Source organism: Azospirillum sp. UENF 211521, from assembly GCF_058780535.1.
In genome coordinates this window covers 2,762,775-2,788,861 of record NZ_JBSNCF010000001.1, presented here as the reverse complement: position 1 = coordinate 2,788,861, position 26,087 = coordinate 2,762,775, and the positions used below count along the sequence as shown (strand labels likewise).

Here is a 26,087-nt window from a genome sequence, read left to right as displayed (position 1 = left end):
TTCGTCATGATCGACGCCACCGCCCTCCTGAAGGACCTGAAGAAGCTCCTGCGCACGCTGGAGGCCGACATCCGCGGCCGGGTGGAGGGCTCGTCGCTGGAGGGGGAGCTCAGGGCGGAATGGCAGGCGGCGCGGGACGCCAAGCGGACGGCGCAGGCCTTCACGGCGTGGCTGGACGACGAGGTGACGCAGGCCGCCGTGCATTGGGTGCTGGGCTGCGTCTTCCTGCGCTTCGTGGAGGACAACGGGCTGGTGGACCGCCCCTGGCTGTCCGGCCCCGGCGAGCGGTTGGAACTGGTGCGCGACCGGCACGAGGCTTGGTTCCGCGCCAACCCCACGGGGGAGGAGCGCGACTTCCTGCTGGCGTGCTTCGCCGAGGCGGCGGAGCTGCCGGGCCTGGGCGCCCTGTTCGACCGGCGCCACAACCCGCTGTGGCGGCTGCCGGTGTCGGGCGACGGCGCCATCGCGCTCCGCGAGTTCTGGCAGCGCCGCGACCCGGACAGCGGCATTCTGGCGCATGACTTCACCGACCCGGACCTCGGCACCCGCTTCCTGGGCGATCTGTACCAGGACCTGTCGGAGGCGGCGCGCAAGCGCTACGCCCTGCTCCAGACGCCGGAGTTCGTGGAGGAGTTCATCCTCGACCGCACGCTCGACCCGGCCGTGCGGGAGTTCGGCTACCGCGAGGTGCGGCTGATCGACCCGACCTGCGGCTCCGGCCACTTCCTGCTGGGCGCCTTCCGCCGCCTATTTGATCTCTGGCTACGCAACGAACCGGGGCGCAACCCGCGCGACTGCGCGCAGAAGGCGTTGGACGCCGTGTGCGGCGTGGACATCAACCCCTTCGCCGCCGCCATCGCCCGCTTCCGCCTGCTGGTCGCGGCGCTGACCGCCTGCGGCATCACCACCCTGCGCGGCGCGCCGGACTTTAAGATCTCCGTGGCGGTGGGCGACAGCCTGCTGCACGGCAAGCGCTTCATGGACGTGCGCGGATGGCAGATGTCCTTTGAGCCGCAAGGCGGGCTGGCCCATGTGTCGTTCGAGGAGGACCGGGAGGCGCTGAACTTGATCCTGGGGCGTCAATACCACTCCGTCGTAGGGAATCCCCCGTATATCACGGTGAAGGACGCCGCTCTGAATCAAGCCTATCGTGAGCGGTATTTTGCATGTTCTGGGAAGTATTCTTTGGGGGTACCGTTCACCGAACGCTTTTATGATTTGTCTATAGCTGAGGCGGGTGGATCATCTGCGGGATTCATTGGCATGATAACGGCAAATTCGTTCATGAAGCGCGAGTTCGGTAAGAAGTTGATTGAAGCTTTTTTTCCGAAGGTTGACCTCACTCACGTTATCAACACAGACAGTGCGTACATCCCAGGGCATGGCACGCCAACAGTGATTATGTTTGGGAGAAACCGGCAACCTGTTGATGTCCTCGTGCGTGTAGCGATGGGGATTAAGGGCGAACCTGGGACGCCCCAGGATCCCAGCCGGGGGCTGGTGTGGACATCTATCACTCAGCAGATCGATCGACCGGGCAGTGAGGACACCTACTCGAGCATCGTCGATATGCCGCGCCGCGTCCTCTCCAAACATCCATGGAGTATGGGGGGCGGCGGTCTGACGGAGCTGAAGGAGATTGTTGAGAAGAATGCAACATGCGTTCTTGAGAATCGCATAAAGTCTGTCGGGGTAATGTGTGTCACGGGCGAAGATGATGCGTTTATTCGCCCTTCAATGAAAGCCTTGCTGCGGGAGGGATTAAGCGTTGACGCTCGAGCTGCTGTCGAGGGGGTTGATGTTAGAGATTGGAGTATATCGTCAGAATCAGCGATTTTGTTTCCATACGATAAGGAATTTCAGCCAGTTGGCGGCGCCGAAGTTCGGAGATTTTTGTGGAAATACAGGACGAATGTTGCAGAATACTTGTATTTTGGGAAGAAGCGCCCTGAACGCGGGATGGCACCGTTCGAGTACGGCATATTGGTCAAGCAAAATGCCAATTTATCCCCTTTGATTGCCTATGGCGAGGTGTCTACGAACAATCATTTTGTTTTTTCACAAGGCGGGAGCGTCTTCAAGCAGACCGCTCCTGTAATTAAGCTTTCGGCGAACGCGTCAGAGGAAGACCATATCGGACTGGTTGGGCTTTTGAACAGCTCTATCGCGTGTTTTTGGTTCAAGCAATCGTGCCATAATAAGGGTGCTACGGTCGACGATAAAGGAGCGAGGCAGCGCACCGATCCTTTTGAGGATTTCTACCAGCTGAACAGTACCCGCATTGCGCAATTTCCTCTTACAGAACCTCACCCGAGCTATCTCGCGGCTGAACTCGACAGTTCCGCCCGCGAGATGACTGGCTCACTCCCGAAGGTACTCCTCAATCTCGGCATCCCGACCCGCGCGGACCTCAACGTGGCAAAGGTGCGCGCGCTATCGATCCGCCGCCGCATGATCGCCTTGCAGGAGGAGCTGGATTGGCGCTGCTATAAGCTCTACGGCCTACTGGAGGAGGATGCGGAGCATCCGGAGCCGCCGGAGGTGGACCTGGGCGAGCGCGCGTTTGAGATCGTCATGGCCCGCAAGATGGCCGAGGGCGAACTGGAGAACGACGTGGTTCGACCGGCACGGCTCAACCCCGGTCACCGAGGTGCCGGCGCGCTGGCCCGCCGACTACCGCGCGCTGGTCGAGCGGCGCATCGCGCTGATCGAGGAGAACCGCTGGATCAACCTCGTCGAGCGGCCGGAGTACAAGCGGCGCTGGCAGTGGGACGACCAGGGCTTCGACGCCGGCTGGACCAAGCGCGAAAAGGCGGCGCTGAAGGAGTGGCTGCTCGACCGGCTGGAGGATGGGCGCTACTGGTCGGGCGAGCCGGCGCTGGTGCCCGTCTCCCGCCTCGCCGACATGGCGCGCCGGGACGCCGACTTCATGGCGGTGGCCGAACTCTACACCGGCCGCCCCGACTTCGATGTGCAGCCGCTGGTGGCGGAGCTGGTGGCGGCGGAGTCCGTCCCCTTCCTGCCCGTGCTGCGCTACACCGGGGACGGCCTGCGCAAGCGCCGCGAATGGGAGGCAACCTGGGATCTTCAGCGCCGCGAGGACGCCATCGACGCCCGCACCGAACTGCCCGAGGGCGACCCGAACCGCCTGACGCCCGACGAGGCCAAGGCGATGAAGGCGCGCGAGGTCGGCGACATCCCGGTGCCGCCCAAGTACAAGACCGGCGACTTCCAGAAGACCGACTACTGGCGCCTGCGCGGCGGGCTGGACGTGCCCAAGGAGCGCTTCGTCAGCTACCCCTTCGCCGAACGCGACGCCGACGGCAGCCTCGTGGTCGCCTGGGCCGGCTACGACCACCTGCAACAGGCCGCTGCGCTCGCCGCCCACTACCTCGCCATGAAGGAGAACGAGGGCTGGGGGGCGGAACGTCTGATCCCCCTGTTGGCGGGTGTGCAGGAGCTTGTGCCCTGGCTCGTGCAATGGCACAACGAATACAACCCTGACTTCGGTGTTGGGCTGGGAGACTACTACCGCAGCTTCGTGGCGGACGAAGCCCGTGAACTGGGCCTGACCCCCGACGACCTGCGCGCCTGGACCCCACCCGCCAAACCCGGCGCCCGCCGGGGCCGGAAGAAGGCTTCGTAATCGGGAGGGAGGAAGCCGCCTTGTCAGACGCATCCGCGCCGCGCTTTGAACGTCTGGAATCCGATCATCTCCAGACCGTTCTGGCGGCCTTCGGGAACGAGGACCTTGCTCCGATCGTGGACATCCTGGTCGGCGCTACGGCCGTGCTTCCTGGTCCGCGCCTCAAGGACACGCCAGCCTACAAGGAGCACGCCCCTGATCATCGCCGCTATCGGCGGGAGATCGAGGCGGATCTCCGCTCTTGGGGCAGCCACGAAATCATGGATGCGCGCCGCTCCAAGTCCTACCGCGACATCGTCGTCGACCTGTGCGGCCAGAAGAGCGTCAAGACCAAGAAGAGCATGTCGGTTTTCGACATGGAGCGGCTGCTTCTCAAGAAGGTACGCGGCGGAGCCCCTTCTGCGTCACCCATCAAGTCGGTCAAGGCGGCTGCGAAGGCCGCCGGTGGATTGGCCGCCGGCGGCTTGACGGCCGGCGGTGGCGTGGCAGGCCTGACCACATACGGTCGGACGGCCCTCCAGGTGGTCGCGCCGCGCGCTGCCGGCGCCATCGCCGCACCCTTGGCGGTGCTCGGGGTGGCCTGGACCGCTTGGGAGTTGCTGGGACCCGCCTATCGGGTGACCGGGCCTTGCGTGCTGGCGATAGCCGAGGCGCGCCTGCGCCTGTGGTGCGCAGCCGTGGCCGACAGTGCGGAGGGGTGAGAGATGCCGATCATCGAAGTTGCGTTGCACATCACGGAAGAGATCGCAGCAGGGCTGGCGAGCGGCGAGTACAAGCGGATCGGCGGCGTTATCTACAAGGCCGGGAGCGGCGAAACCGTCAAGTGGCTGCGTGACGTCGATGGAGCGCCACAGCAGGGCACCAGCTTGCTCCAGGGCATTCCCGGCATGGAGGCGATGATGGGCCTCCAGGTGCTCAACACGGGGATCATGGTCGCCGGCTTCGCCATGTTGTCGATGAAAATGGACGCCCTGTCGCGGCAGTGCGACGCGATTCTCGACCGTATGGAAAGCGTCGACCGGCACCTCCAATGGCTGCGCGACGCCGACATCGCCACAATTCAATCGAAGCTGCACGCCGCCCTGGAAGGGGCGCACACCGCCCATCGGCTCGGGCAATCCGTGCTTCCCTATGACACGGCCATCAACGAGGCCGCGCTGTTCTTCCGCCGCATGCTCGGCGACATGCTGAAGCGCGGCAGCGTCGTGCGCGATCAGGAGATGTTCTCGCTGCTCTTGACCCAGCACGCTGTCGCGGTGGTGGCTCGGGCGCGGAGCCAGTGGCTCCTCCTCGGGCCGGAGGACGGACTCCGCGCGCTCGACCAGGGGCGTCAGGCGCACGCCGATCTTGTCGCCTCGTTCCAGCGTTCCCTGCGTGATCCGGAAGCAGGCGTCTCGATGCTGCTCGACCTGAACGCCGAACAGCGGGACGCCTTGAAGACCATCGCCGCATTGTTCGGGTACGTGACGCAACGGTTGGCAGACAGGCGTGAGGAACTTGCCGGGTGGGCGGCAATGGGGCTGGAGGCCCCGGCCGCCCCGGAGATCCTGCGTCAGTTGGAGAGCCATCCAACGGCCTGCCTTGTCATCACGCTTGATGCGGAAGCCGCAAAGGTTCCCTTGGGTCGGGAATCCGTTTGATCTACCCGGCCGGTGCGTGACACCGGCCGGACAACACCCTTATGTTCTCCCCGAACGATTGATTGAAGCAGAGCGGCGCATGACGACGGAGACCCGGACCCTCATCAGGGACCTGATCCACATCCCGGAGCGGGTGCACCAGGGCGACTTCGTGCTGAAGCTGGCCGACGGGCTGGAGCACGCGAAGGCCACGGTGCGCGACTACGTCGTCACGCCGCAGCTCAAGACCTGCTTCGACGACGCGCTGGGCTTCATCGAGGGCGCGGTGACCGGGCGCACCAGCAAGGCGGCCTACCTGCACGGCTCCTTCGGTTCCGGTAAGAGCCACTTCATGGCCGTGCTCAACCTGTTGCTGGCCGGGAACCTGGAGGCGCGCTCCATCCCCGAGCTGGCCGAGGTGGTGGTCCGCCACGATGGCTGGGTCCAGGGCAAGACGTTCCTGATGGTCCCCTACCACATGATCGGGGCCCACGATCTGGAGTCGGCCATCCTCGGCCAATATGCCGAGCATGTGCGGCGCCTGCATCCGGACGCGCCGCTGCCCGGCTTCTACCTGTCGGAGTCGCTGTTCGACGATGCCCAGCGGCAGCGGGAGCGTATGGGGGACGAGGCGTTCTTCGCCGGGCTGAACGAGGGCAAGGCGGCGGACGGGGGCGGCGACGGCTGGGGCACGATCGACTCCGGGCTATGGGACGCCGCCGGGTTCGAGGCCGCGATGCTGGAGCCGCCGACCGGCGAGGACCGGCAGCGCCTGATCGGTGATCTGGTGCGGGTCTATTTCGGCTCCTACGCCCATGTTGTCGCCAACAAAGGGCAGGCGTTCGTGGCGCTGGACGAGGGGCTGGCGATCATGAGCCGGCACGCCCAGTCGCTGGGCTACGACGCGGTGATCCTGTTCCTGGACGAGCTGATCCTGTGGCTCGCCACCCACGCCGCCAACGTCGACTTCGTATCCCGCGAGGGGTCGAAGCTGTCGAAGCTGGTGGAGGCGCTGCATGCCCGGCCGATCCCTCTGGTCAGCTTCATCGCGCGCCAGCGCGACCTGCGCGAGCTGGTGGGCCAGAACCTCGCCGGCGCGCTCCAGCTCCAGTTCGCCGATGTGCTGAAGCACTGGGAGGCCCGCTTCCACCGCATCACGCTTGAGGACCGCAACCTTCCGGTCATCGCGCAGAAGCGCATCCTGCGCCCGCTGTCTAGTACGGCCGAGGTCACGCTCGGCAACGCCTTCGAGGAGTTCCTGAAGGTCCGGCGCGAGGTGCTGGACACGCTGCTGGGCTCCACCGGCGAGGAGGCGATGTTCCGGCAGGTTTACCCTTTCAGCCCGGCTCTGGTGCAGGCGCTGATCGCGGTTTCGTCGGTGTTGCAGCGCGAGCGCACGGCGCTGAAGCTGATGCTTCAGCTTCTGGTCGATCGGCGCGATGAGCTGGCGCTGGGCCAGATCATTCCGGTTGGTGACCTGTTCGACGTGATCGCCGAGGGCGATGAGCCGTTCTCGGACGCGATGAAGTTCCACTTCGAGAACGCCAAGAAGCTCTACCGCACCAAGCTCCTGCCGCTGCTCGAACGGCAGCATGGGATCATCTGGAACGACGTCGTCGAGGGCGCGGCCGATCCCGCCAAGGCGTTGGCGCTCCGCAACGATGCGCGGCTGATGAAGACGCTGCTGCTGGCCGCCCTGGTGCCGGAGGTGGAGGCGCTGAAGGCGCTGACGGCGCCGCGTCTGGCGGCGCTGAACCATGGCAGCGTGCGTTCGCCGATCCAAGGCCGCGAGAACGCCATGGTGCTGACCAAGCTGCGTGCCTGGGCCGGCGAGATCGGCGAGATCAAAATCACCGAGGACACGAACCCCGTCATCTCGATCCAGATCACCGGTGTCGACACCGATCCCATCCTGGCCAACGTCGCCGGCGAAGACAATCCGGGCAACCGGCGCCGGCTGGTCCGCTCCATGCTGTTCGAGATGCTGGGGCTGCCGCCGGACAGCGACGGGCTATTCCTGGAATACGCGCTCACCTGGCGGGGTACGCGCCGGCAGGTCAACATCGTGTATGACAACGTGCGCGAGATGAGCGACGAGCGGCTGCGGAACCAGGACGGGGCGTGGTCGGTCATCTTCGACTTCCCCTTCGACGAGCCGAACCGCTGGCCGGCCGACGATATCGCGCGCTTGCAGGAGTTCAAGGGGCGCACCGACGGACGGTCCGACACCATCGTCTGGCTGCCGTCCTTCCTCAGCCAGAAGGCGATGCGCGACCTCGGCACGCTGGTCAAGCTGAACTACCTGCTGACGGGTGAGCGCTTCGCCGATCACGCCCGGCATCTGTCGGCGGTGGACCGTGATCAGGCGCGCGCGCTTCTCACCAATCAGCGCAGCATTCTTCAGCAGCGCATGCGCGCCTGCCTGGAGGTCGCCTACGGCATCGCGAGCGAGCCTGCCGATGCGATCGGCGCCGCGCTCGACGGGTCCCAGCACCTGCATTCGCTGAACGGCTTCAAGCCGGCGCTGCCGGTCGGTGCCACCTTCAAGGCGGCCTTCGACAAGCTCCTCGACCAGCTCTTCGGATACCTCTACCCGGCACACCCCGCCTTCGATGTCGAGGTCAAGACGGCGGTGCTGCGCAAGGTGCAGCCGGAAATCCAACGCGCCTCGGCCGAGCCCGACGGGCGCGTGTTCATCGCCGACAAGGCGGTACGCCAGCTCGTCCGTTCCATCGCCAATCCGTTGAAGCTCGGCGAGATGGGGGAGACGCACTTCGTCCTCGCTCACCACTGGCGCACGCACTTCGCCCAGAAGCATGCCCAGCAGGGCGGCCCGATGACGGTGAAGGCGCTGCGCGGCTGGATGGACGAACCGCAGCGCATGGGCGTGCCACGCGACGTTCAAAATCTCGTCATCCTCACCTATGCAGACCAGACCAACCGCAGCTTCTTCAAGGGCTCGGCGCTGATTAGGCCAAACTTGGACGGGCTCGATGACGATCTGGAGCTTCGCGAGCAGGTGTTGCCGTCCGAGGATGAGTGGCGCGAGGCGGTGCGTCGCGTCGGTCTTCTGTTCGGTCTGACGCCGCCCGAGCTGCGCAACGCCGCGAATGTGGCGAAGCTGGTTGCCCAGGTGGTGGAGCGCACGTCCGATCTGCGCCCGAAGCTCGATGCCTTGGTCCGGGAACTCGAGCAGAAGCTCACCGCGTTCGGGATCGACAGCGCCGCCGACCGGCTGACCACCGCGCGCTCCGCGCAGGCCATGCTGACCGCCGTCGCGGCGGCCACGCAGGACCGCGTCGTGCAGGCGTTCGCGGGGGCGGCGCTGAGGACCTCGGACACTGCGGTCTGCAAGGCCATGGCCATGGCCGCGGAGACCAATCTGGCGCTGCGCGATGCGACTTGGAAGGTCTTCGAGACTCTGCGTCATCTGGCGGACCACCGCGAGACTGCTGCTCGTACGATCCTGGCCCGCGTCGGCGACATTCTGTCGGCGGACGAACACGTCATCGCGCTGAAGCCGGCGCTCGACGAGCAGCATGGCAAGGCGTTGAGGCTGCTGACCGACGTGGCGCCGCCTCCGCCACCACTCCCTCCTGAGCCTCCGGTTCAGCCGCCGGCTGAACCGCCTGTTGAGCCCCCGGTCGAGCCCGACGACGTGGTCATCACGATCGAGGACCGACGCAATCTGTCCGCTGACGAGGCCGCCGCCGTGCTCGAAGGGCTCAAGCGGACGGTCTCCGATCACCCGGACTACCGACTCAATCTCTCCTGGAAGATCGTCCGGAAGGGCAAGCGCGCGTGACGTTCCTGGCACCGACAACGGCGCAGATCCGGGCGCAGGTCGAGGCAATCGTGAAGCACGACGCGCAGGTTCGGGCGCTCGGCATCCGCTCGCCCGCCCGCCATGCTTGGCCGGAGCGGCTGGAGTGCGCTGGCCGGGCCTTCGACCTCGTGTGGTGCGAATCCTCGTTGGCCGCCCGCCAAGCGTTGGCCGGGCAGGATGGCGATGCCGGGCTGGTGCTGCTGACCAACCTGACGCCCGACGTCCTTGGCGATGATGTCGTCGCGCGGCTCGCCAAGGCGCGGCTGTTGACCGTGGAGGCGTGGGAGATGGTGCGCGAGGCCTTCCAGGCCCGCAATATCGATCCCCGCATCGCCGGCAAGCCTTGGCTGGCCGAGCTTCTCCTGGAGCACGCCCACCGCGGACCCTATCCGCCGGTTCCCGGCGGCCTGCTCGATGCGGACAGCGCGTGGGCCAACTTGCTCGATCGGACGCTGGGCCTGCCCGTCGCCCGGCCGGACGCCGACACGCTGCTGCGCTGGTGCATCGGCGACGGCGCGCTGGCGCGCTTCACGGCCCTACCGCCGGTGGCCCGCAACGGCGTCGCGGCATGGCTGTCCGAGGCGGCCGGCCCGGTCGGCGGCCTGATCACGGCCTGTGTCGAGACGGGGGTCGGGGCCGACGCTCTCCCGCTGGGACTGGTGGCCGGCGTCGTCTTCGGCGATGGCTGGACCGGCACCGAGCTGACGGCCGCCGCGGTCCGCCTGGAGCCCTTCGTTGGCGGGCGCCGCATCGCCGCCGAACACGGGCGTGGCTGGGCCGCAGCCGCAGCCCGCGCTCTGCGGTCCCTGGACGAGCCGACACGGCGCCGACTGCTGGAGCGGGCCGATACCCTGCTGGAACAGATCCACGCCGCCACCTTTGCTGCGTCGAGTGCGGTGCTGCTGGCGGGCTTCGAAGCCCGGCTGGCCGTCTTCGCCGAGGCTCTGGCCGATGCGTTGGGTACCGCTGGGCCAGCCGCCGCGCTTGCAGCCCTCGAGGCCGCCGCTGACCGGATAATGGCGCACGACCAGGCGTCGTTCCAGAAGGGTCGAGCGGAGCGGGTGACCATGGCCCTGCGGCTCGTGCGCTGGCTGGCGACACCGGAGACGGAGAGTGGGTCCTTCACCGACGCTGTCGCCGCCTATACCCGCGAGGGGGCCTTCGTCGACCAGGCCCGGCTGACGCTGGCCGGTGGCGACGAGATGGCCGCCCTGTCATCCGCGTACGCCACGCTGGCCGCGGCGGTGCGCGAGCGGCGGGAACTGCAGAATCAGCGATTTGCCGGTCTGCTGCGCACATGGAACGCGGCCCCCGCGGCCGAATGGCCGATGGTGCCGGTGGAACGGGTTCTTGACGAGGTGCTGGCGCCGCTCGCCGCTTCGGTCCCGGTGCTTCTGCTGGTCATGGACGGCCTGAGCCATGCCGTTTACCGGGAACTGCTGCCCGACCTCCTGGCCTCGGGATGGGGCGAATTGCTGCCCGACGGACGGGTGGGGCCGGCAACGGCGATCTCGATGCTGCCGACGGTGACCGTGGTGTCGCGCGCCAGCCTGCTGTGTGGGCGGCCCCTGCACGGGCCCCAGACGACCGAGAAGACTGGGTTCGCCCAGCACCCGGCGCTGCGCGCCATCGGCAAGGCGGGACACCCGCCGGTTCTGTTCCACAAGGGCGAGCTCAGCGAGGGCGGAGCGCTGGCGCCGGCCATCCGCGAGGCTGTGGGTACGCCGGTGCGGCGGGTCATCGGGATCGTTCATAACGCCATCGACGACCATCTCGATGGTCCCGAGCAGGTGCGCCAGCGTTGGAGCCTCGACGACCTTCATCTCCTGCGTCCGATCCTCCACGAGGCGCGCAACGCCGGGCGGGTGGTGGTGGTCACGGCCGACCACGGCCATCTGATCGAGGCCGGGACCCGCCATGCCGGGGATGGGGAGGGGGACCGCTGGCGCCGAGCCGATGGCCGTACTGATCCTGGCGAACTGGCCTTCGCCAAGGGACGGGTTGTGACCCCGGCGGACGAGTCCATCGCCGTTCTGCCGTGGAGCGAGGGTATCCGCTACGCCATGCGCAAGAACGGCTACCACGGTGGCGCCTCGCCCCAGGAGGTGCTGGTGCCGCTGGCCGTCCTGTCGTCCGGGATTGTCCCGGAGGGATGGGCGCTGGCGCCCCCAGTCCAGCCGGAATGGTGGGAGGCGCTGCCGCCCCCGGTCGCCGCAGAGCCTCCGCCGCGTCCTGCGCCAATGGTGCGCAAACGCCCGAGTGCACAACCTACGCTGTTCGACGCGCCGGAAATCGCGCCGGTCTCCGCAGCGGCGGCCTCGGACTGGATCGGCCGGGTGCTGGCATCGCCGGTCTATGCGGCGCAGAAGCAGCTTGCCGGGCGCGGTGCCCCGAAGGACGAGGATGTCCGCAGCGTTCTGGAGGCCTTGAGCCAGAGAGGCGGCAAACTGAGCCGCACCGCGCTCGCCCAGAGGCTCGGCGTCGCGCAGGTCCGGGTGGGTTCGCTCGTCATGGCGGTGCGGAGGGTGCTCAACGTCGATCAGGTGCAAGTGCTGGATGTCGAGGAGGCTTCCGGCACGGTGGTACTGAACCGCGCTCTGCTCGACACCCAGTTCGAGCTGAAGGGGTAATGAGGACGCAATGCTGAGCCCGCACAGACGATCGGAGATCATCGATGCGCTGCGGCGCGGAACCGTGCCCCGCTCCGGCCTCGACGTCCTCGCGGTGGGGATTGAGCGCTTCGCTCCTGCCCTTGATGAAGAGCTGGGGGTAGTGGCTGCCGGCCGCGGCGGCTTCAAGGCGGTACGGGGGGAGTACGGAAGCGGCAAGACCTTCTTCGGCCGCTGGCTGCAGGAACGCGCGCGCAGCCGCGGTTTCGCCACCAGCGAGGTGCAGGTCTCCGAGACCGAGACCCCGCTGCACCGGATGGAGACTGTGTACCGGCGACTGACCGAGCGTCTGGCCACCCAGGATGCCAGCGAAGGTGCGCTGCGGAATGTGGTCGATGGCTGGTTCTACACGCTGGAGGAGGACGTCCTGGCCGAAGGAGGCGTCGATCCCAACGACGCCGAGTCCCTGGTGGCGCGAACCGACGAGCTTCTCGAGACGCGCTTGGCCGCGGTAACACGGCAGGCTCCGGCCTTCTCCGCGGTGTTGCGCGCCTATCGCCGGGCGCTGGTGCAGGAGGATCAGGGGCAGGCCGACGGCCTGCTCGGCTGGCTCGGCGGGCAGCCCAATGTGGCGGCCTCCGTGAAGCGGGCGGCCGGCATCAAGGGGGAGATCGACCATTTCGGCGCCACCAACTTCCTGGCCGGGTTGCTGACGATTCTGCGCGATTCTGGCTACGCCGGCCTGCTGCTCGTGATCGATGAGGTGGAGACGCTTCAGCGCATGCGCGCGGATACCCGGGAGAAGGGGCTGAACGCGCTCCGCCAGCTGGTGGACGAAATCGACGCTGGCCGCTTCCCTGGCCTGTTCGTGGTGACGACCGGCACACCCGCGTTCTTCGACGGGCCGCAGGGTGTGCAGCGCCTGCCTCCCCTGGCGCAGCGCCTTCACGTAGACTTCGCCACCGATGCGCGCTTCGACAACCCGCGTGCGGTGCAGGTTCGGCTGCCCGGCTTCGACCTCGATCTGCTGGCCCGGCTCGGCACCAAGGTGCGCGATATCTACGCGGATGGCACGGCGGACGAAGAGCGGATGCGCCGGATCGCCGATGACGGCTACGTCGCCGACCTCGCGCGGGCGGTCACTGGGCAACTCGGCGGCCGGGTCGGCATTGCGCCGCGCCTGTTCCTGAAGAAGCTGGTCGCCGACGTGCTGGACCGCATCGACCAATTCGGCGACTTCGACCCGCGGCGGCACTACGCGCTGACCGTCGCTCCCGCGGAGATGACGGCGGCGGAACGGGCCGGTGCGGCGGCGTCCTCGGTCGATGAGGTCGAGCTGGACCTGTGAGCCCCTTCGATCGCCTGCACCCCGCGCTCCAGCATCACATCGTCAATTCGCTCGGCTGGGCGACCCTTCGGCCGACCCAACTCGCCGCCATCGGCCCCGTTCTGGACGGCCGGCACGCCCTGCTGCTGGCTCCCACGGCCGGGGGCAAGACGGAAGCCGCCGCTTTCCCCGTGCTGTCGCGGATGCTGAGCGAGCGCTGGGACGGCCTGTCGGTTCTCTACGTCTGTCCGCTGCGCGCGCTGCTCAACAACCTGGAACCGCGGCTTCGGCACTACGCCGAATTGGTGGGACGGACGGTCGGCCTGTGGCACGGCGACGTTGCGGCGGGGGAGCGACGTCGCATGCTCCGCCACCCGCCCGACATCCTGCTGACCACGCCCGAGTCCCTGGAAGCCATGCTGATCTCGCGGCGCGTGGACCATCGCGTGCTGTTCGCCGGGCTTCGGGCGCTGGTAGTCGACGAGTTGCACGCCTTCGCCGGGGACGACCGCGGCTGGCACCTGCTGACCGTGGCCGAACGGCTAGGGCGAATCGCCGGCCGCCCGATCCAGCGCATCGGGCTGTCGGCCACCGTGGGAAACCCCGACGCTCTCCTGGCGTGGCTGACCCGCGGCGATGGCGGGACCGTCGTCGGACAGCCCGCCCCTCCGGCCGGAGGCGACGTGATGCTCGACCATGTCGGGTCGTTGGAGAACGCGGCGACGGTGCTGTCGCGGGTGCATCGTGGGGAGAAGCGGCTCGTCTTCTGTGACAGCCGCGGCAAGGTCGAGCGTCTGGGCGCCCTGTTGCGGACCATGGGAGTGCGGACCTTCGTCTCGCACAGCTCGCTCGGCATCGACGAGCGCCGCCGCTCGGAGGAGGCGTTCGCGACCGGCGAGGACTGCGTCATCGTCGCGACCAGCACCCTCGAACTCGGGATCGATGTCGGCGACCTGGACCGGGTGATCCAGATCGACGCGCCGTCCACGGTGTCGTCGTTCCTTCAACGCATGGGGCGGACTGGACGCCGCACCGGTTCCTCGCGCAACTGCCTGTTCCTCGCGACGTCGGAGAGCTCGTTTTTGCAGGCGGCCGGCATCGTGCGGCTGTGGGGCGAGGGCTGGGTGGAGCCGGTGGTGCCGCCACCGGACCCGGTTCACCTCTTCGCCCAGCAGGTGATGGCCTTGATCCTTCAGGAACGCGGGCTGGAGACGGGCGGCTGGCGCGATTGGGTCGGGCGAGTGTTCCAGGATCTGGACACCCGGCGCGCGGACGCCGCCATTGCCCACATGCTGGACACGGGAATCCTCGCCGAGGATGGCGGCATCCTCGGCATGGGGCCGCGCGGCGAGAGCGAGATCGGGCGCCGAAACTTCATGGACCTGATGGCAGCTTTCACCACGCCGCTCCTGCTGTCGGTGCGCTACGGCAACTCCGAGATCGGGCAGATCGACCCCACTAGCCTCCAGCAGGGGGAGGGAGTCGCCACGACGCTGCTGCTCGCCGGCCGGAACTGGCGCGTCATCGACCTCGACTGGACGCGGCGCTTCGTGGCGGTGGAGCCGTCCGGCGAGATCGGGCGATCACGCTGGTCGGGCGGGGCGCGCAGCCTTGGCAGCGCGCTCTGCCGGGCGATGGAGCAGGTCCTCGTTTCGGGAATCGTTCCGGCAAGGCTTTCCAAGCGCGGTGAGGCTTGTCTGGCGGGGCTCGTCGAAGGATACGCATTCGTCGACGGGACATCGCTGCCGATCGTGTCCGATGGACGCGGACGCCTGCGGTGGTGGACCTTTGGTGGAGGGCGCGCCAACGCGATGCTCGTCTCGGCCCTTGCTGCAGCCGGCGTCGCCAGCCGGGGGCATGACGATCTTACCGTCCAGACCGATGAGTGTGACGGGCTAGTGATCAAAGCTGCGCTGGCCTCCATCGATCCATTGCACAGCGCGATCAACGCACCGTCCGATCTTGTCCGTGAACTCAAGTTTTCGCAGTGCTTGCCGCCGGACATGGCCATGGCGGTTCTGTCGGCACGCCTTGCCGACCAGTCTGGCCTTGCCGAGGTGATCGCGCGTCCCGTTCGTCTTGTGAGGGATGTGACAAGCTGAGCCACAGCGAACTGAGCTGTGCGACGCTGATGCCTGGATGGGCCTCGCTGACACAATGCCTCTGATGTGTAACGGATTGAGACGGTGGACGGCGGCACGCAAGCGGCACGCAACCCCACTCAACGGCGCGGAAACGCTTGCAGCCATTTTGATCCCTACATAAGGAAACGCTAGCGTTTGCGCCGCTGTCCGGTATCCTTGGCGCCGCTCATAACGGTGTTGTCGTCGGTTCGAATCCGGCCAGGCCCACCAAGCTTTTAAGGATTTCGGCAGTTCGTCGGAGCCCTTGCCGTTGTCCGGCACGCAGATGCCGAACTCCGTGCTCCGACACGGTGGCCGTGTAGCCATCAGTTCCTGCCAAGTGACGACGCGCAGGGTGCCACCCGACACGCCCGTCTCCCCTCGCTGCAACACTTCCCATCGACGTGAGAACTCCCCGAATGTGTGGCGGCCTCGGCCAAAGCCGCGCAGGATCGGCTCGTGCTCAACCGGCCGGTTGTGATTTCTTATCCAGGTCCAGGCAATCGGAGGCGCTTCGAGAAATTGACTTCTCAAGATTGCAGATGTAGGAACTCATTCGCAATCGATGATGTTGAAGAGGGTGTGATGGCCGTCGTTCAGGGAACCGAAGGGTCGGATACTCTGCAAGCGGGTGCCAGCGGCGACACGCTGATGGGGGGCGGTGGAATGGACCTGCTGGTCGGCGATCTGGGGGCCGACCTGCTGATCGGCGGCGCGGGCGCGGACAGCCTGACCGGCGGTGCCGGCAACGACACCTTCCAATACGCCAACGCGAGCGATCTCTCCGGCGACGTGATTTTCGACTTCGCGTCTGGCGATCGTCTGGACCTGTCGGCGCTTCATGCCCGCTACATCGGCAATACCTTGTTTTTTTCCGGCGGCGGCGAAGCGCAGGTTGCTTCGATCACCAGTGGTGGGAACACCTATCTGTACGTCGACGGCAACGGCGACGGGATGGTCGACGCGACCGCGATGATCGTCGGCCAGCATGCGCTGGTGGAGGAAGCGCCGCATTCGGGCATCTTCCTGACGCGGAGCCAGCGCTTGGCCGGTACGGACGGTAACGATCGGCTGCTCGGCGGCTACGCGACCGACACGCTCGACGGTGGTGCCGGCGATGACACGCTTGTGGGCGGCTGGGCACCCGATGTTCTTCAGGGCGGGCTGGGCGCCGACCTGCTGATCGGCGGCGCCGGGATGGACAGCCTGAGCGGTGGCCTCGGCAACGACACCTTCCTCTACACGAGCGTCGGGGACATTGCCGGCGACTTGATCACCGATTTCACGGTGGGCGACCGTCTCGACCTGTCGGCCCTGCATGCGACCTACGTCGGCAACAGCGCAACGGTGGCGAACGGGCAGGCGCAGATCCGAACCTACACGGCGGGTAACCTTACGGTCCTTGCCGTCGACGCCAACGGCGATGGTTGGATCGACGCCACGCTCTCCCTGAGCAACCAGCCGGGCCTTGTGGAGGAGACGACCGGTTCGGGAATCTTCATCACCCAGTCCCTCTCACTGAGTGGCGGCAACGGCGACGACAGCCTGACCGGCGATGTCGGCAGCGATTATCTCAACGGTGAAGACGGGAACGACACGCTGGTCGGCGGGCTCGGCAACGATTACCTCAACGGCGGGCTGGGCGCCGATCTGCTGATCGGCGGTGCCGGGATGGACAGCCTGTCCGGCGGCAACGGCAACGACACGCTCGATGGCGGCGCCGGCAAGGATTACCTCAACGGCGGCAGCGGCGACGACACCTTCCGTTACAGCGCGGCCACCGACATTGCCGGCGATTCAATCGCGGACCTGACCCACGGCGATCGCCTCGACCTGTCGGGACTGGGTGCCCGCTTCATCGGGACCGGCAATTTTTCCGGCACGGGTTCGGCGGAGATCCGGTACGTGGGCGGTGGATACGTCACGACGGTCTTGGTCGACTCCAACGGCGATGGCGTCGCGGACGCGTCGCTGACCATCTCCGGAGATCACGCCCTGACGGAGGAGGTGACCGGAAACGGCGTGCTGCTGACGCCGAACCGCCAGATCAACGGGACCTCGGGGGACGACAGCCTGACCGGCTACGTCGGCAACGATTCCATCGACGGTGGAGACGGGAACGACACGCTGGTCGGCGGGCTCGGCAACGATTACATCAACGGTGGACTGGGCGCCGACCTGCTGATCGGCGGCGCCGGGATGGACAGCCTGTCCGGCGGCAACGGTGACGATACGCTCGACGGCGGGGCCGGCAACGATTACCTCAACGGCGGCAGCGGCAACGACACTTTCCGTTACAGCGGCGCGGGCGACGTCACGGGCGATCGCATCGGCGATTTCAGCTACGGGGACCGTCTCGACCTGTCGGCCCTGAACGCCCAATTCATCGGGACGGGCAGCTTCACTGCCGGCGGAACGGCCCAGATCCGTTACACGCCCGCGTCCAACTACAATTGGACGACGACGGTCAGCGTCGATGTGAACGGGGACGGCACGACCGACGCGAGCCTGACGCTGTTCGGCAACATCACGTCCCTGGTCGAGGAATCGGCCGGTTCCGGCGTGCTCATCGCCCTGGACCGCAGCCAAACGGGGACGTCGGGAGCCGACAGCCTCGTCGGCAACGTTGCCGTCGACACGATCTACGGCCTGGATGGCGACGATACGCTCGACGGTGGGGCCGGCAACGACAGCCTGCTCGGCGGCAACGGCAACGACAGCCTGATCGGCGGGACCGGCAACGACACGCTGTTCGGTGATCTGGGCGACGACACGCTGATTGGTGGGGCTGGCAACGACAGCCTGTTCGGCGGAAACGGATCGGACAGCTTCGTCTTCGGAAGCGTGACCGACCTTGCCGGCGATACCATCTTCGACCTGAACCACACCGACCGCATCGACCTGTCGGCTCTCGGCGCCACCTTCCTCGGCACCTTCACGAACTCCTACGTGGCGTCCAACACCGGCCATGCGCAGATGTGGGCGGTCCAGTTTCTAGGAACGACCTCCCTCTACGTCGATGCGAACGGCGACGGCCTGTCGGATGGGGTGCTCACCCTGACCGGAGGGCCGGTCTTGGCGGAAACGGCCGCCGGCTCCGGCATCCTGGTCACGCAGACCCGGAATCTCACGGGAACGCCCGGCAACGACACGCTGACGGGCGATGTCGCGAACGATTCGCTGAGCGGTTCGTCGGGTGACGATGTGCTGATCGGCAATGCCGGCAACGACACGCTCGATGGAGGTGCCGGCAACGACACGCTCATCGGCGGTGCGGGCAACGACATCCTCTACGGCTCGTCCGGCGACGACGTCTACCTTTACACCAGCGCCGCCGACGCGTTTGGCGACTACATATCCGACAGCTTTGGGAGCGACCGTCTCGATTTCTCGGCTCTCGGGGCCACCTTCGTCGGTTCCGCCGCGTTCAGCGCGACCGGCAACGCCCAGTTCCGCGCCTATTACTCCGGTTACAGCTTCACCATCGCGTTCGACACGAATGGTGACGGCCTCACGGATGGGGCAATGTCGGCCTTCCTGCCCTACCCATCGGATACGCTGGTGGAAACCTCGGCGGGGTCGGGCGTTCTGATCCGCTCCTCGTTGCTGCCGGCTGTGGGGGGGCTTGTGGGAACGATCGGCAACGACACGCTGAACGGAACCGCTGGCAACGACACCATCGTCGGATTGGATGGCAACGATTTCCTGCTGGGCGGCACCGGCAACGACCGGCTGGATGGCGGGTCTGGCAACGACACGTTGGCTGGCGGGTCTGGCAACGACACGCTGGTTGGCGGAGCCGGCACGGATGTTGCGGTGTTCACCGGCATTTCCAGCAACTATTCGGTCCGGGGCGCGCCCGGCGGCGCGATCATCGTGACCGACCTGTCCGGGACCGAAGGCTCCGATCTGCTGAGCGGCGTGGAGATCCTGCGCTTTGCCGACGGCGACTTCGCGACGCCGAGTTCGGCCATTCGGCTGGACGTGGACGGCAACGGCAATGCCGACCTGATCTGGCAGGACGGCCAGGGCAGCCTGACGCTGTGGTCGATGAACGGTTCCGCAGTGACGGAGAAAGTCATCGGCAGCACCGGTTCGGCGGACTGGCAGCCGGCCGGCTTCGCCGACTTCAGCGGCGACGCCAAGGCCGATGTGCTGTGGCGTTCGGCCTCCAGCGGCATCATGTCGCTGTGGACGATGGATGGACAGGGCGGGGTGTCCGCGGTCAACGCGGTGGGCGACCCCGGCTCGACCGACTGGCAGATTGCGGCGACGCAGGACTTCAGCGGCGACGGCCAGACCGACATCCTGTGGCGCTCCGCCTCCAGCGGCATCATGTCGCTGTGGACGATGAACGGGCAGGGCGGGGTGTCCGCAGTGACGCCGGTGGGCGATCCCGGCTCGACCGACTGGCAGGTCGCGGCGGTGCAGGACTTCAGCGGCGACGGACAAGCCGACATCCTGTGGCGCTCGGCCTCGGCGGGCAACATGTCGCTGTGGACGATGAACGGCACCCAGGTGTCCCAGGTCAGCGTGGTCGGCGACCCCGGCTCGTTGGACTGGGTCATCGCGGGGACCGCCGACCTCACCGGCGACGGCCAGACCGACATCCTGTGGCGCTCCGCCTCCACGGGCAAGATGTCGCTGTGGGAGATGCACGGCACCAGCGTGTTCAAGGTGCAGCCGGTGGGCGACCCCGGTTCCACCGACTGGCGGGTCGCCAAGCTCGACGACTTCAGCGGTGATGGGCAGACCGATATCCTGTGGCGCTCCCAGAGCACCGGCGCCCTGTCGCTGTGGACCATGAACGGCACCAACGTGCAGTCGGCCCAGATGGTCTCGACCGCACCGAAGAGCGATTGGGCGCTGTTGTAGGACCCCGGCCTCCTGACGGAAGGAGGGATTCCGGACGACGACGCTGCTAGGATCAGGCTGCGGACGGTGAGCGGTGTCTCGCCGTCCGCGGTGCGGCAGCGGCGGCGTCCGGACCGACATAAGGCCACGGGACATCGGAATGGCGTTCGAGTTGAACTGGGATGGGCACGCGACCCTGTCCGCGTCCTGCCCCGCCTGCGGGCATGCCGGCTCCATGGACCGTGTGGTGACCGCCATTGGTCCGGCACTGCCGCCGGATGGCTTTCCCGTGCATGCCTGCGCTGCTTGCGGATCGCTGGTCTGCCCGACGCTTCTCGACGGACAGCCGGCGCCATCCGCGCCGTCTCCGGCGGAGATGACGCCATCCGATTTGGCGCCAGTCGAGGACGCGGCGGTGCTGGGCTGCGACGAACTGGCCGTTGCGTTCTACCTTGAACAGGGGGCGGGACTGCTGTCCATGGCCGGCCAGCTGGGCGGCGTGGAGCCACGGCGGGTGCGCCGCTTTCTGGACGTCGGGTGCGGCTTCGGCTTCTCGCTGGACATCGCCCGGACGATGTTCGGGTGGGAGGTCCAGGGCGTCGATCCTGGTCCGTTGGCCCGGACCGGAGCCGCGACGCTCGGCCTCCCGATCTCGCACAAACTGCTTCCCCCGGTTCCGGCCGCCGGGGAAGAGCCGTTCGACCTTGTTTTCGCGAGCGAGGTGATCGAGCACGTCTGCGACCCGCAAGAGCTGGCGGCGTCCCTGCGGGCGCGGCTGGCTCCGGGCGGAGCGTTCCTGCTGTCGACGCCCAACGCTGCGGCGGTGAGCCGGCACACCTCGCTGGCCGTGTTGGTTCCGGCCTTGAGCATCGGGCACCACGTCACACTGTTCTCGCGCGCCGGGCTGGAATCCCTGCTTCGCCGGGTTGGCTTTACGGCCTTCTCGGTGGTGGAGACGCCAGCGACGCTGTTCGCCGTGGCCGGTCCGGACGCCGCCGCCTTGCCCGATCCGCTGCAGCCGCGGGGGCACGCGCTGTACGACGCCTATCTGGCGCGCCGTGCCGGTGATTTCGCGGCCAGCCACCCGCTGGGGCTCGGCCTGCGCCAGAGGATTCTGCGCCGTGCCACCCAGACCGGGGCCATCGCCGCGGCGCTGCCCGTCGGCAGGGAGGTCGCGGACGCGGTGTGCGCCGGCTGGGGAATTGATCTGGCCAACCCGGACGCGATCCTGGCCGATCCGCCGCCGGATGCCACGCCGGACGCCTACCATGACACGGCGCCCTTCTGCCTTCCCGGCCTGCTGCTGTGGCAGGGGATCCTGGCTTGGCGGCGGGAGGACGATCCGGCGCGGGCCGGGCGCCTGTTCGAAGCGGCCGCGCTTGTCGCCGACCGAGCCCGCGCGGCGTTGCGCCGCATCGGTGCCGATGATGGCGATACGGCGCGCGTCGGCTGGGAAGCCCGCGTCTACGCCGCCCAGATGCTGACCCGCCGCTGGCCGGAAGAAGCGGAGCGCCGGCTGCACGCAGCCCTGGCGACGGATGCGCCGCCCGAGGCCGTGATGCCGACGGATTTGCGGGTGGAACTGGCGCTCCGCGTCTTCGCGGGGCTGGCCGAATCAGGGCACGAGGCCATGGCGCGCCGTCTGGCGCCCCTGGTCGCGGCAACGCTGCCGGGGGACACGCCACGCGTTGCACGGGCACGCGACCTCGCCTGCCGCTGGCGCGACGAGGCTGCGTCGCGGCGGGGGACCGGCGGCGGAACGCAGCCATGACCCGCCGCGTCGGGACCCCGGCCTTGTGCGATGGCCTGACGCCGCTCGACACGCACTGCGCGGTCTGCGGCGCGGCCGGTCCACACGCCGCCATCGGGCGCATCGGGGACGCACGCGCGCCGGATTGGACGACCGGTGTCTGTCGGCGCTGCGGGCGCGCCTTCCTGGCCGGCCGCGCCGGCGACGGGTGGGCCGCGCTCGCCGCGCATGAAGCGGTTGCCGGCCTGGACGACCTGCCCGCCCCTGACGACTACGACGCGTGGGTGCGGCGCTACGACCGGCTCGGCGCGCCGGAAATGGCTTGGTTCGCCCGGCGTTCGGCCGATCCCGCGTTGCCGTCACTGCGTGTCCTTACGGTCGGCGATTCCGATCCCTGTCCGGGCGCGGTGGACGCGGAACTTCTCATTCTCCTGCACCCCCAGGCGCGCCTGCGACCGCACGCGCCCTACCTGTTCGCGGAGGCGGCGCGGCTTCATCCGGAGGCCGTCCTGTTCTACGGCGACGAGGACCGGATGGCCGCCGACGGGCGCCGCGAACGCCCCTTCTTCAAGCCGGCTTTCAGCCGTGATCTCTACGCGGAGCTGGACCTGCTGGCCGGCTGCTGCGCGGTCCGCACGGCGGCGCTGGCCACCCTTGGGGGGGCGGGCGCGCGGGCGCTGGTCGAGCGCCTTGCCGCGACCGCGCCGCGCGGCGGCGTGGTCCACATCCCGCATGTGCTGCATCACGCTTTGTCCGACGCGGCGCTGTCGCGCCGCCGCCGCTTGCCGGACGCGCCGATCCCGTTGCCGGCGGCGGCCGACGTCGGAACGGTTTCCGTCATCATCCCAACCCACAACCAGGGCGCGTTGCTGCGCGCCTGCGTGGACAGCCTGTTCCGCCTCAACCCGCAGACGGCGATCGAGCTGATCATCGTCGACAACAGCCGCTCGCCCGACTACCGAAAGGCGGTGGAGGCCGCGGCACCCGCCGGCCGCACCGTCATCCTGGACTGGCCGGAGCCCTTCAATTTCGCGCGCATGATGAACGCCGCGGCAGCGCGCGCCAGCGGCCGGACGCTCTGCTTCCTCAACGACGACACCGAGGGCGTGGCGGAGGGGTGGCTGATGGCGATGGCGCGGCACGCGCTTCGCCCGGACGTCGGGGCGGTCGGCGCACGGCTGCTGTACCCGGACGGATCGGTCCAGCACGGGGGCGTCCTGCTCACCGGGGCTTCGGGGGCCACCCATCTGCATCTGCGTGTACCGGCCGGCTCCGACGGGCATGGTGGTCTCGCCGGCCTGCGCCAGGAGGTTTCCGCGGTGACCGCCGCCTGCATGGTGGTGGAGCGGTCCCGCTTCCTGTCCGCCGGCGGCTTCGACGAGGAGGCCTTCGCCATCAATTTCAACGACGTCGACCTGTGCTTGCGGCTGGCATCGCGCGGGCTGGCGTCGCTCTACCTGCCGGAGGCGACGCTCCTCCACCATGAATCGGTGTCGCGTCGGGCGTCGGGTGCCGGTATGGCGGACGAGCGGGGCCGGCGGGAATTGAACCGCCTTGTTGCCCAGTGGAACTTGGCCGGGAGGCCGGACCGCTACCACAACCCGAACCTGAGCATCGCCCTGCTCGACGGCGCGTTCGCCTTTCCACCGCGGGTTGCGCGTCCCTGGTTGGAGCACGGTGACGGACGGGGACCCGATGTGGGCAGCGTCCGTCCCCGTCCCGCCGATCCTGCCCCGCCCCAACCGGCGGAGGCGGGGGCGGACCGACGGTTGCGGAGAATGGAGGCCGCCCGGCGCTCCTGCGACGACGGCCGGGGCGACGAGGCGACGCGGGCCGCTTTGGCCGTGCTCGCCGATCCGGGCACCCCCCGGCCGATGGCCGCCGCCGCCGCCGCCGTCCTCGCGTTGTGCGCCGAGCGGTCGGGGGCGCGGGCGGTCGCCGAGTTGCTGATGCGAAACGCCGTCGGGCTCGATCCCACCCGCGCCGAGCACCTTCACAATCTGGGCAACCTGCAGGCCCGCGCCGGGCTTCTGGAGGAAGCACGACGCACCTACGAGGGCCTGCTGGCAATGCGTCCCGATTTCCTGGAGAGCAGCCGCAGCCTGGCCGCCGTGTGCGAAGCGCTGGGCCAGGGCAGCCGGGCCGTGGCGTTGCTGTCCGCCGCCTGCTTCCACGTGCCGCATCGGACCGACCTGTGGTCGGCGCTGCTCGATACGGCGTGGCGCGCCGGTCATCTGGCCGATGTTCTCACCGCGGTCGGGCAAGTGGAACCGGTACGCGGGCTGGCTTTCGCACAGGCGGTGTTCCGGACATTGTCCATTCCGCACCGCGTCAGCCTGGTCGACCGGGAGGCTGCCGCGCGCAACCTTGACCTTGCCGGCCACACGGGCGCACCCGGTCCCGCGGAGGTCGCGCGGCAGCGGCGCGCGGTTCTCGGCGACGGCGTTCCGGAAAGGCCGACATCGACCGCCTGGATCGCGGCGGCCGACCGTCGGCTGCAACGACGGGTGGCCGCGGCGAGCGAGGCGGTCGACGGGGCCTCGGCCGTGCGCTTTTCCGTCGTCCTGCCGGTCTACAAGCCGGTTCCGGGCGATCTGGAGCGCGCCATCGACAGCGTGCGGCGTCAAAGTCACCCGAATTGGGAGTTGTGCATCGCGGACGACGCCTCCGGCGATCCGGACCTCACCGCCCTGCTGGCGCGCCGCGCGGCGGAGGATTCGCGGATCCGCGTGGCGGTGCGGCCGGAGCGTGGACACATTTCCGCGGCCAGCAACTCCGCGCTCGCGCTTGCGACCGGCGATTACGTTGTGCTTCTCGACCAGGACGACGAACTGGCCCCGGAGGCGTTGTTGCTGGTCGCCGACACCGTGCGGCGGGAAGGCCGGCCGGACATCGTCTTCTCCGACGAGGACCGTCTGACCGGCGCTGGGCAGCGGTTTTCCCCCTGCTTCAAGAAGGGGTGGGACCCCCTTCTGATGCTGCATCAGAACGCGATTTCCCACCTCGGCGTGTTCCGGCGCGATGCCGTGCTGGCTGTTGGCGGCTTCCGCGTCGGCTATGAGGGCGCACAGGACCACGATCTGGCGTTGCGCGTCATGCGGCGGCCGACCGGTGGCGCGCCGCCGCGGGCGGTGCACATTCCGGCGCTGCTCTACCATTGGCGTGTCGGCGAAAACTCCACGGCGCTGTCGCTCGATGCGAAGCCCTACGCCATGGCGGCGGGCTGCCGGGCGGTCCAGGACCATCTCGACCAACGCCATCCCGGTTGCCGTGTGACAGCGCTCAAGTCGCAGGGTGGCTACCGGGTCCTCTGGGCGGAGCCGGCATCGCCGCCGCTGGTCAGCATCATCCTCACCGACGCGGTGGACGCGTCCGCTGGCCGCGCGATCCGGGAGCAGATCGCCTTCTTCGGCCGGTGGCTGCGGGTGGAGATTCTGTTGCATCGGCCGGACGGCACGGCGCTCCGCATCGGCGAGGACGGCCGCGAAGATCCGCTCGGGCCTGCGGCGGCAAAGATGCCGCCGGGCACCGTGGCGAGGGGAGGAACACCCGCCGGACGGGCTGTCCTCGCCGCCGCGGCGGAGGGCGCGCTTCTCCTGTTCTGCCATTCGGTCGTGCGCTTCGACCAACTGGACTGGCTCGACGAACTGGTGCGTTTCATGGTGAACACCGACGTGGTGGCGGCTGGGCCCAAGCTCGTCAACGGAACCGGACAACTGGTCAGTTGCGGCCTGCTGCCGGACCGCCGCGTCCTGGCTTGGCGGGTCGGCCACGGCGCGTCGGCCCTCAGTCCGGGCTATTTTGGCCGGCTCGCTTTCAACCATCACGTTGTCCTGCTGGATGAGCTGTGTCTTCTCGTCCGGCGTGACGCCGTGGTGCGCAGCGGCTGGGGGGACGGGGCGGGGACGTACCGCAATTCGCTCGATCTGCTCGATCTTTTGATGCGGTTGCGGGAGGACGGCGGGACCTGCGCGGTGGTGCCAAGCGCGCTTGCCCTTCTGGACGCACCGGGCAAGTTCAATGTGGCCGTGCTCGCGCACGCCGACCCACAGGACACCGGGCGTTTCCTGCACCGGTGGGGGGAGCGCCTCGATCCGGAGTCCGTTCACAACAAGAACCTATCCCTCGGCGCGGATTGCTTCCGGTGCCGGACGGACGATGATCCGGGAGAGGCTGTCATGGATCGAAGCCCGGTCGTGGACGGGCGCTGTCGGGATGCTGTCGTGACGACGCGTTGAGGGCGGTGTCGTGTCCCGGTCAGCGTGACCGTCCCGGCGGCGTCGAACAGAGTGTGGTCGGCTGTGTCTGGTCAGCTGTTCCGCGGTCGGCCGAA

10 protein-coding genes and 1 pseudogene are annotated in these 26,087 nt (G+C 68.1%); all 11 read left to right on the top strand.

All coding sequences use genetic code 11. The features are described from left to right. Positions 1–6: 6 nt before the first annotated feature. A pseudogene (gene pglX / locus ACWPN5_RS13075) lies at positions 7–2,598 on the top strand (BREX-2 system adenine-specific DNA-methyltransferase PglX); the annotation flags it as partial. After that, on the top strand, positions 2,516–3,646 hold the full coding sequence (pglX, locus tag ACWPN5_RS13070; RefSeq protein ID WP_492295738.1) for a BREX-2 system adenine-specific DNA-methyltransferase PglX: 1,131 nt from the start codon (positions 2,516–2,518) through the stop codon (positions 3,644–3,646). The pseudogene pglX (ACWPN5_RS13075) and the gene pglX (ACWPN5_RS13070), both read left to right, overlap by 83 nt. A 20-nt stretch (positions 3,647–3,666) precedes the next feature. Further along, positions 3,667–4,347 (top strand): hypothetical protein, encoded by a 681-nt coding sequence (locus ACWPN5_RS13065; protein ID WP_492295736.1) that lies wholly within the window; start codon positions 3,667–3,669, stop codon positions 4,345–4,347. 3 nt (positions 4,348–4,350) lie between these two features. Continuing rightward, complete coding sequence (locus tag ACWPN5_RS13060) at positions 4,351–5,286, top strand: hypothetical protein (RefSeq protein ID WP_492295734.1); 936 nt, start codon at positions 4,351–4,353, stop codon at positions 5,284–5,286. A gap of 79 nt (positions 5,287–5,365) precedes the next feature. After that, entirely contained in the window at positions 5,366–9,070 is a 3,705-nt protein-coding gene (locus ACWPN5_RS13055) for a DUF6079 family protein (protein ID WP_492295732.1), read from the top strand. Continuing rightward, on the top strand, positions 9,067–11,721 hold the full coding sequence (gene pglZ / locus ACWPN5_RS13050) for a BREX-2 system phosphatase PglZ (protein WP_492295730.1): 2,655 nt from the start codon (positions 9,067–9,069) through the stop codon (positions 11,719–11,721). Before ACWPN5_RS13055 ends, pglZ begins: the two co-directional genes overlap by 4 nt. Before the next feature lie 10 nt (positions 11,722–11,731). Continuing rightward, complete coding sequence (brxD, locus tag ACWPN5_RS13045; RefSeq protein WP_119508927.1) at positions 11,732–13,048, top strand: BREX system ATP-binding protein BrxD; 1,317 nt, start codon at positions 11,732–11,734, stop codon at positions 13,046–13,048. Further along, positions 13,045–15,129, top strand: a complete 2,085-nt coding sequence (locus tag ACWPN5_RS13040) for a DEAD/DEAH box helicase (RefSeq protein WP_492295727.1) — start codon at positions 13,045–13,047, stop codon at positions 15,127–15,129. The genes brxD and ACWPN5_RS13040 overlap by 4 nt, the downstream gene beginning before the upstream one ends. A 606-nt stretch (positions 15,130–15,735) precedes the next feature. Further along, positions 15,736–20,025, top strand: a complete 4,290-nt coding sequence (locus ACWPN5_RS13035) for a beta strand repeat-containing protein (protein WP_492295725.1) — start codon at positions 15,736–15,738, stop codon at positions 20,023–20,025. A 139-nt stretch (positions 20,026–20,164) separates the two neighbouring features. After that, positions 20,165–21,775 carry a class I SAM-dependent methyltransferase gene (locus tag ACWPN5_RS13030; protein ID WP_200477972.1) on the top strand — a complete coding sequence of 537 codons (1,611 nt, stop codon included), beginning with the start codon at positions 20,165–20,167 and terminating at the stop codon, positions 21,773–21,775. After that, positions 21,772–25,992, top strand: coding sequence for a glycosyltransferase (locus ACWPN5_RS13025; protein ID WP_492295722.1), 4,221 nt, complete (start codon positions 21,772–21,774; stop codon positions 25,990–25,992). The genes ACWPN5_RS13030 and ACWPN5_RS13025 overlap by 4 nt, the downstream gene beginning before the upstream one ends. Positions 25,993–26,087: the final 95 nt, after the last annotated feature.

Excerpts from the sequence above, each read along its gene's own strand:
- pglX (WP_492295738.1), top strand. The coding sequence starts at position 2,516 with ATGCGGAGCATCCGGAGCCGCCGGAGGTGGACCTGGGCGAGCGCGCGT.
- ACWPN5_RS13060 (WP_492295734.1), top strand. The coding sequence starts at position 4,351 with ATGCCGATCATCGAAGTTGCGTTGCACATCACGGAAGAGATCGCAGCA.
- ACWPN5_RS13055 (WP_492295732.1), top strand. The coding sequence starts at position 5,366 with ATGACGACGGAGACCCGGACCCTCATCAGGGACCTGATCCACATCCCG.
- brxD (WP_119508927.1), top strand. The coding sequence starts at position 11,732 with ATGCTGAGCCCGCACAGACGATCGGAGATCATCGATGCGCTGCGGCGC.
- ACWPN5_RS13035 (WP_492295725.1), top strand. The coding sequence starts at position 15,736 with ATGGCCGTCGTTCAGGGAACCGAAGGGTCGGATACTCTGCAAGCGGGT.
- ACWPN5_RS13030 (WP_200477972.1), top strand. The coding sequence starts at position 20,165 with ATGGCGTTCGAGTTGAACTGGGATGGGCACGCGACCCTGTCCGCGTCC.
- ACWPN5_RS13025 (WP_492295722.1), top strand. The coding sequence starts at position 21,772 with ATGACCCGCCGCGTCGGGACCCCGGCCTTGTGCGATGGCCTGACGCCG.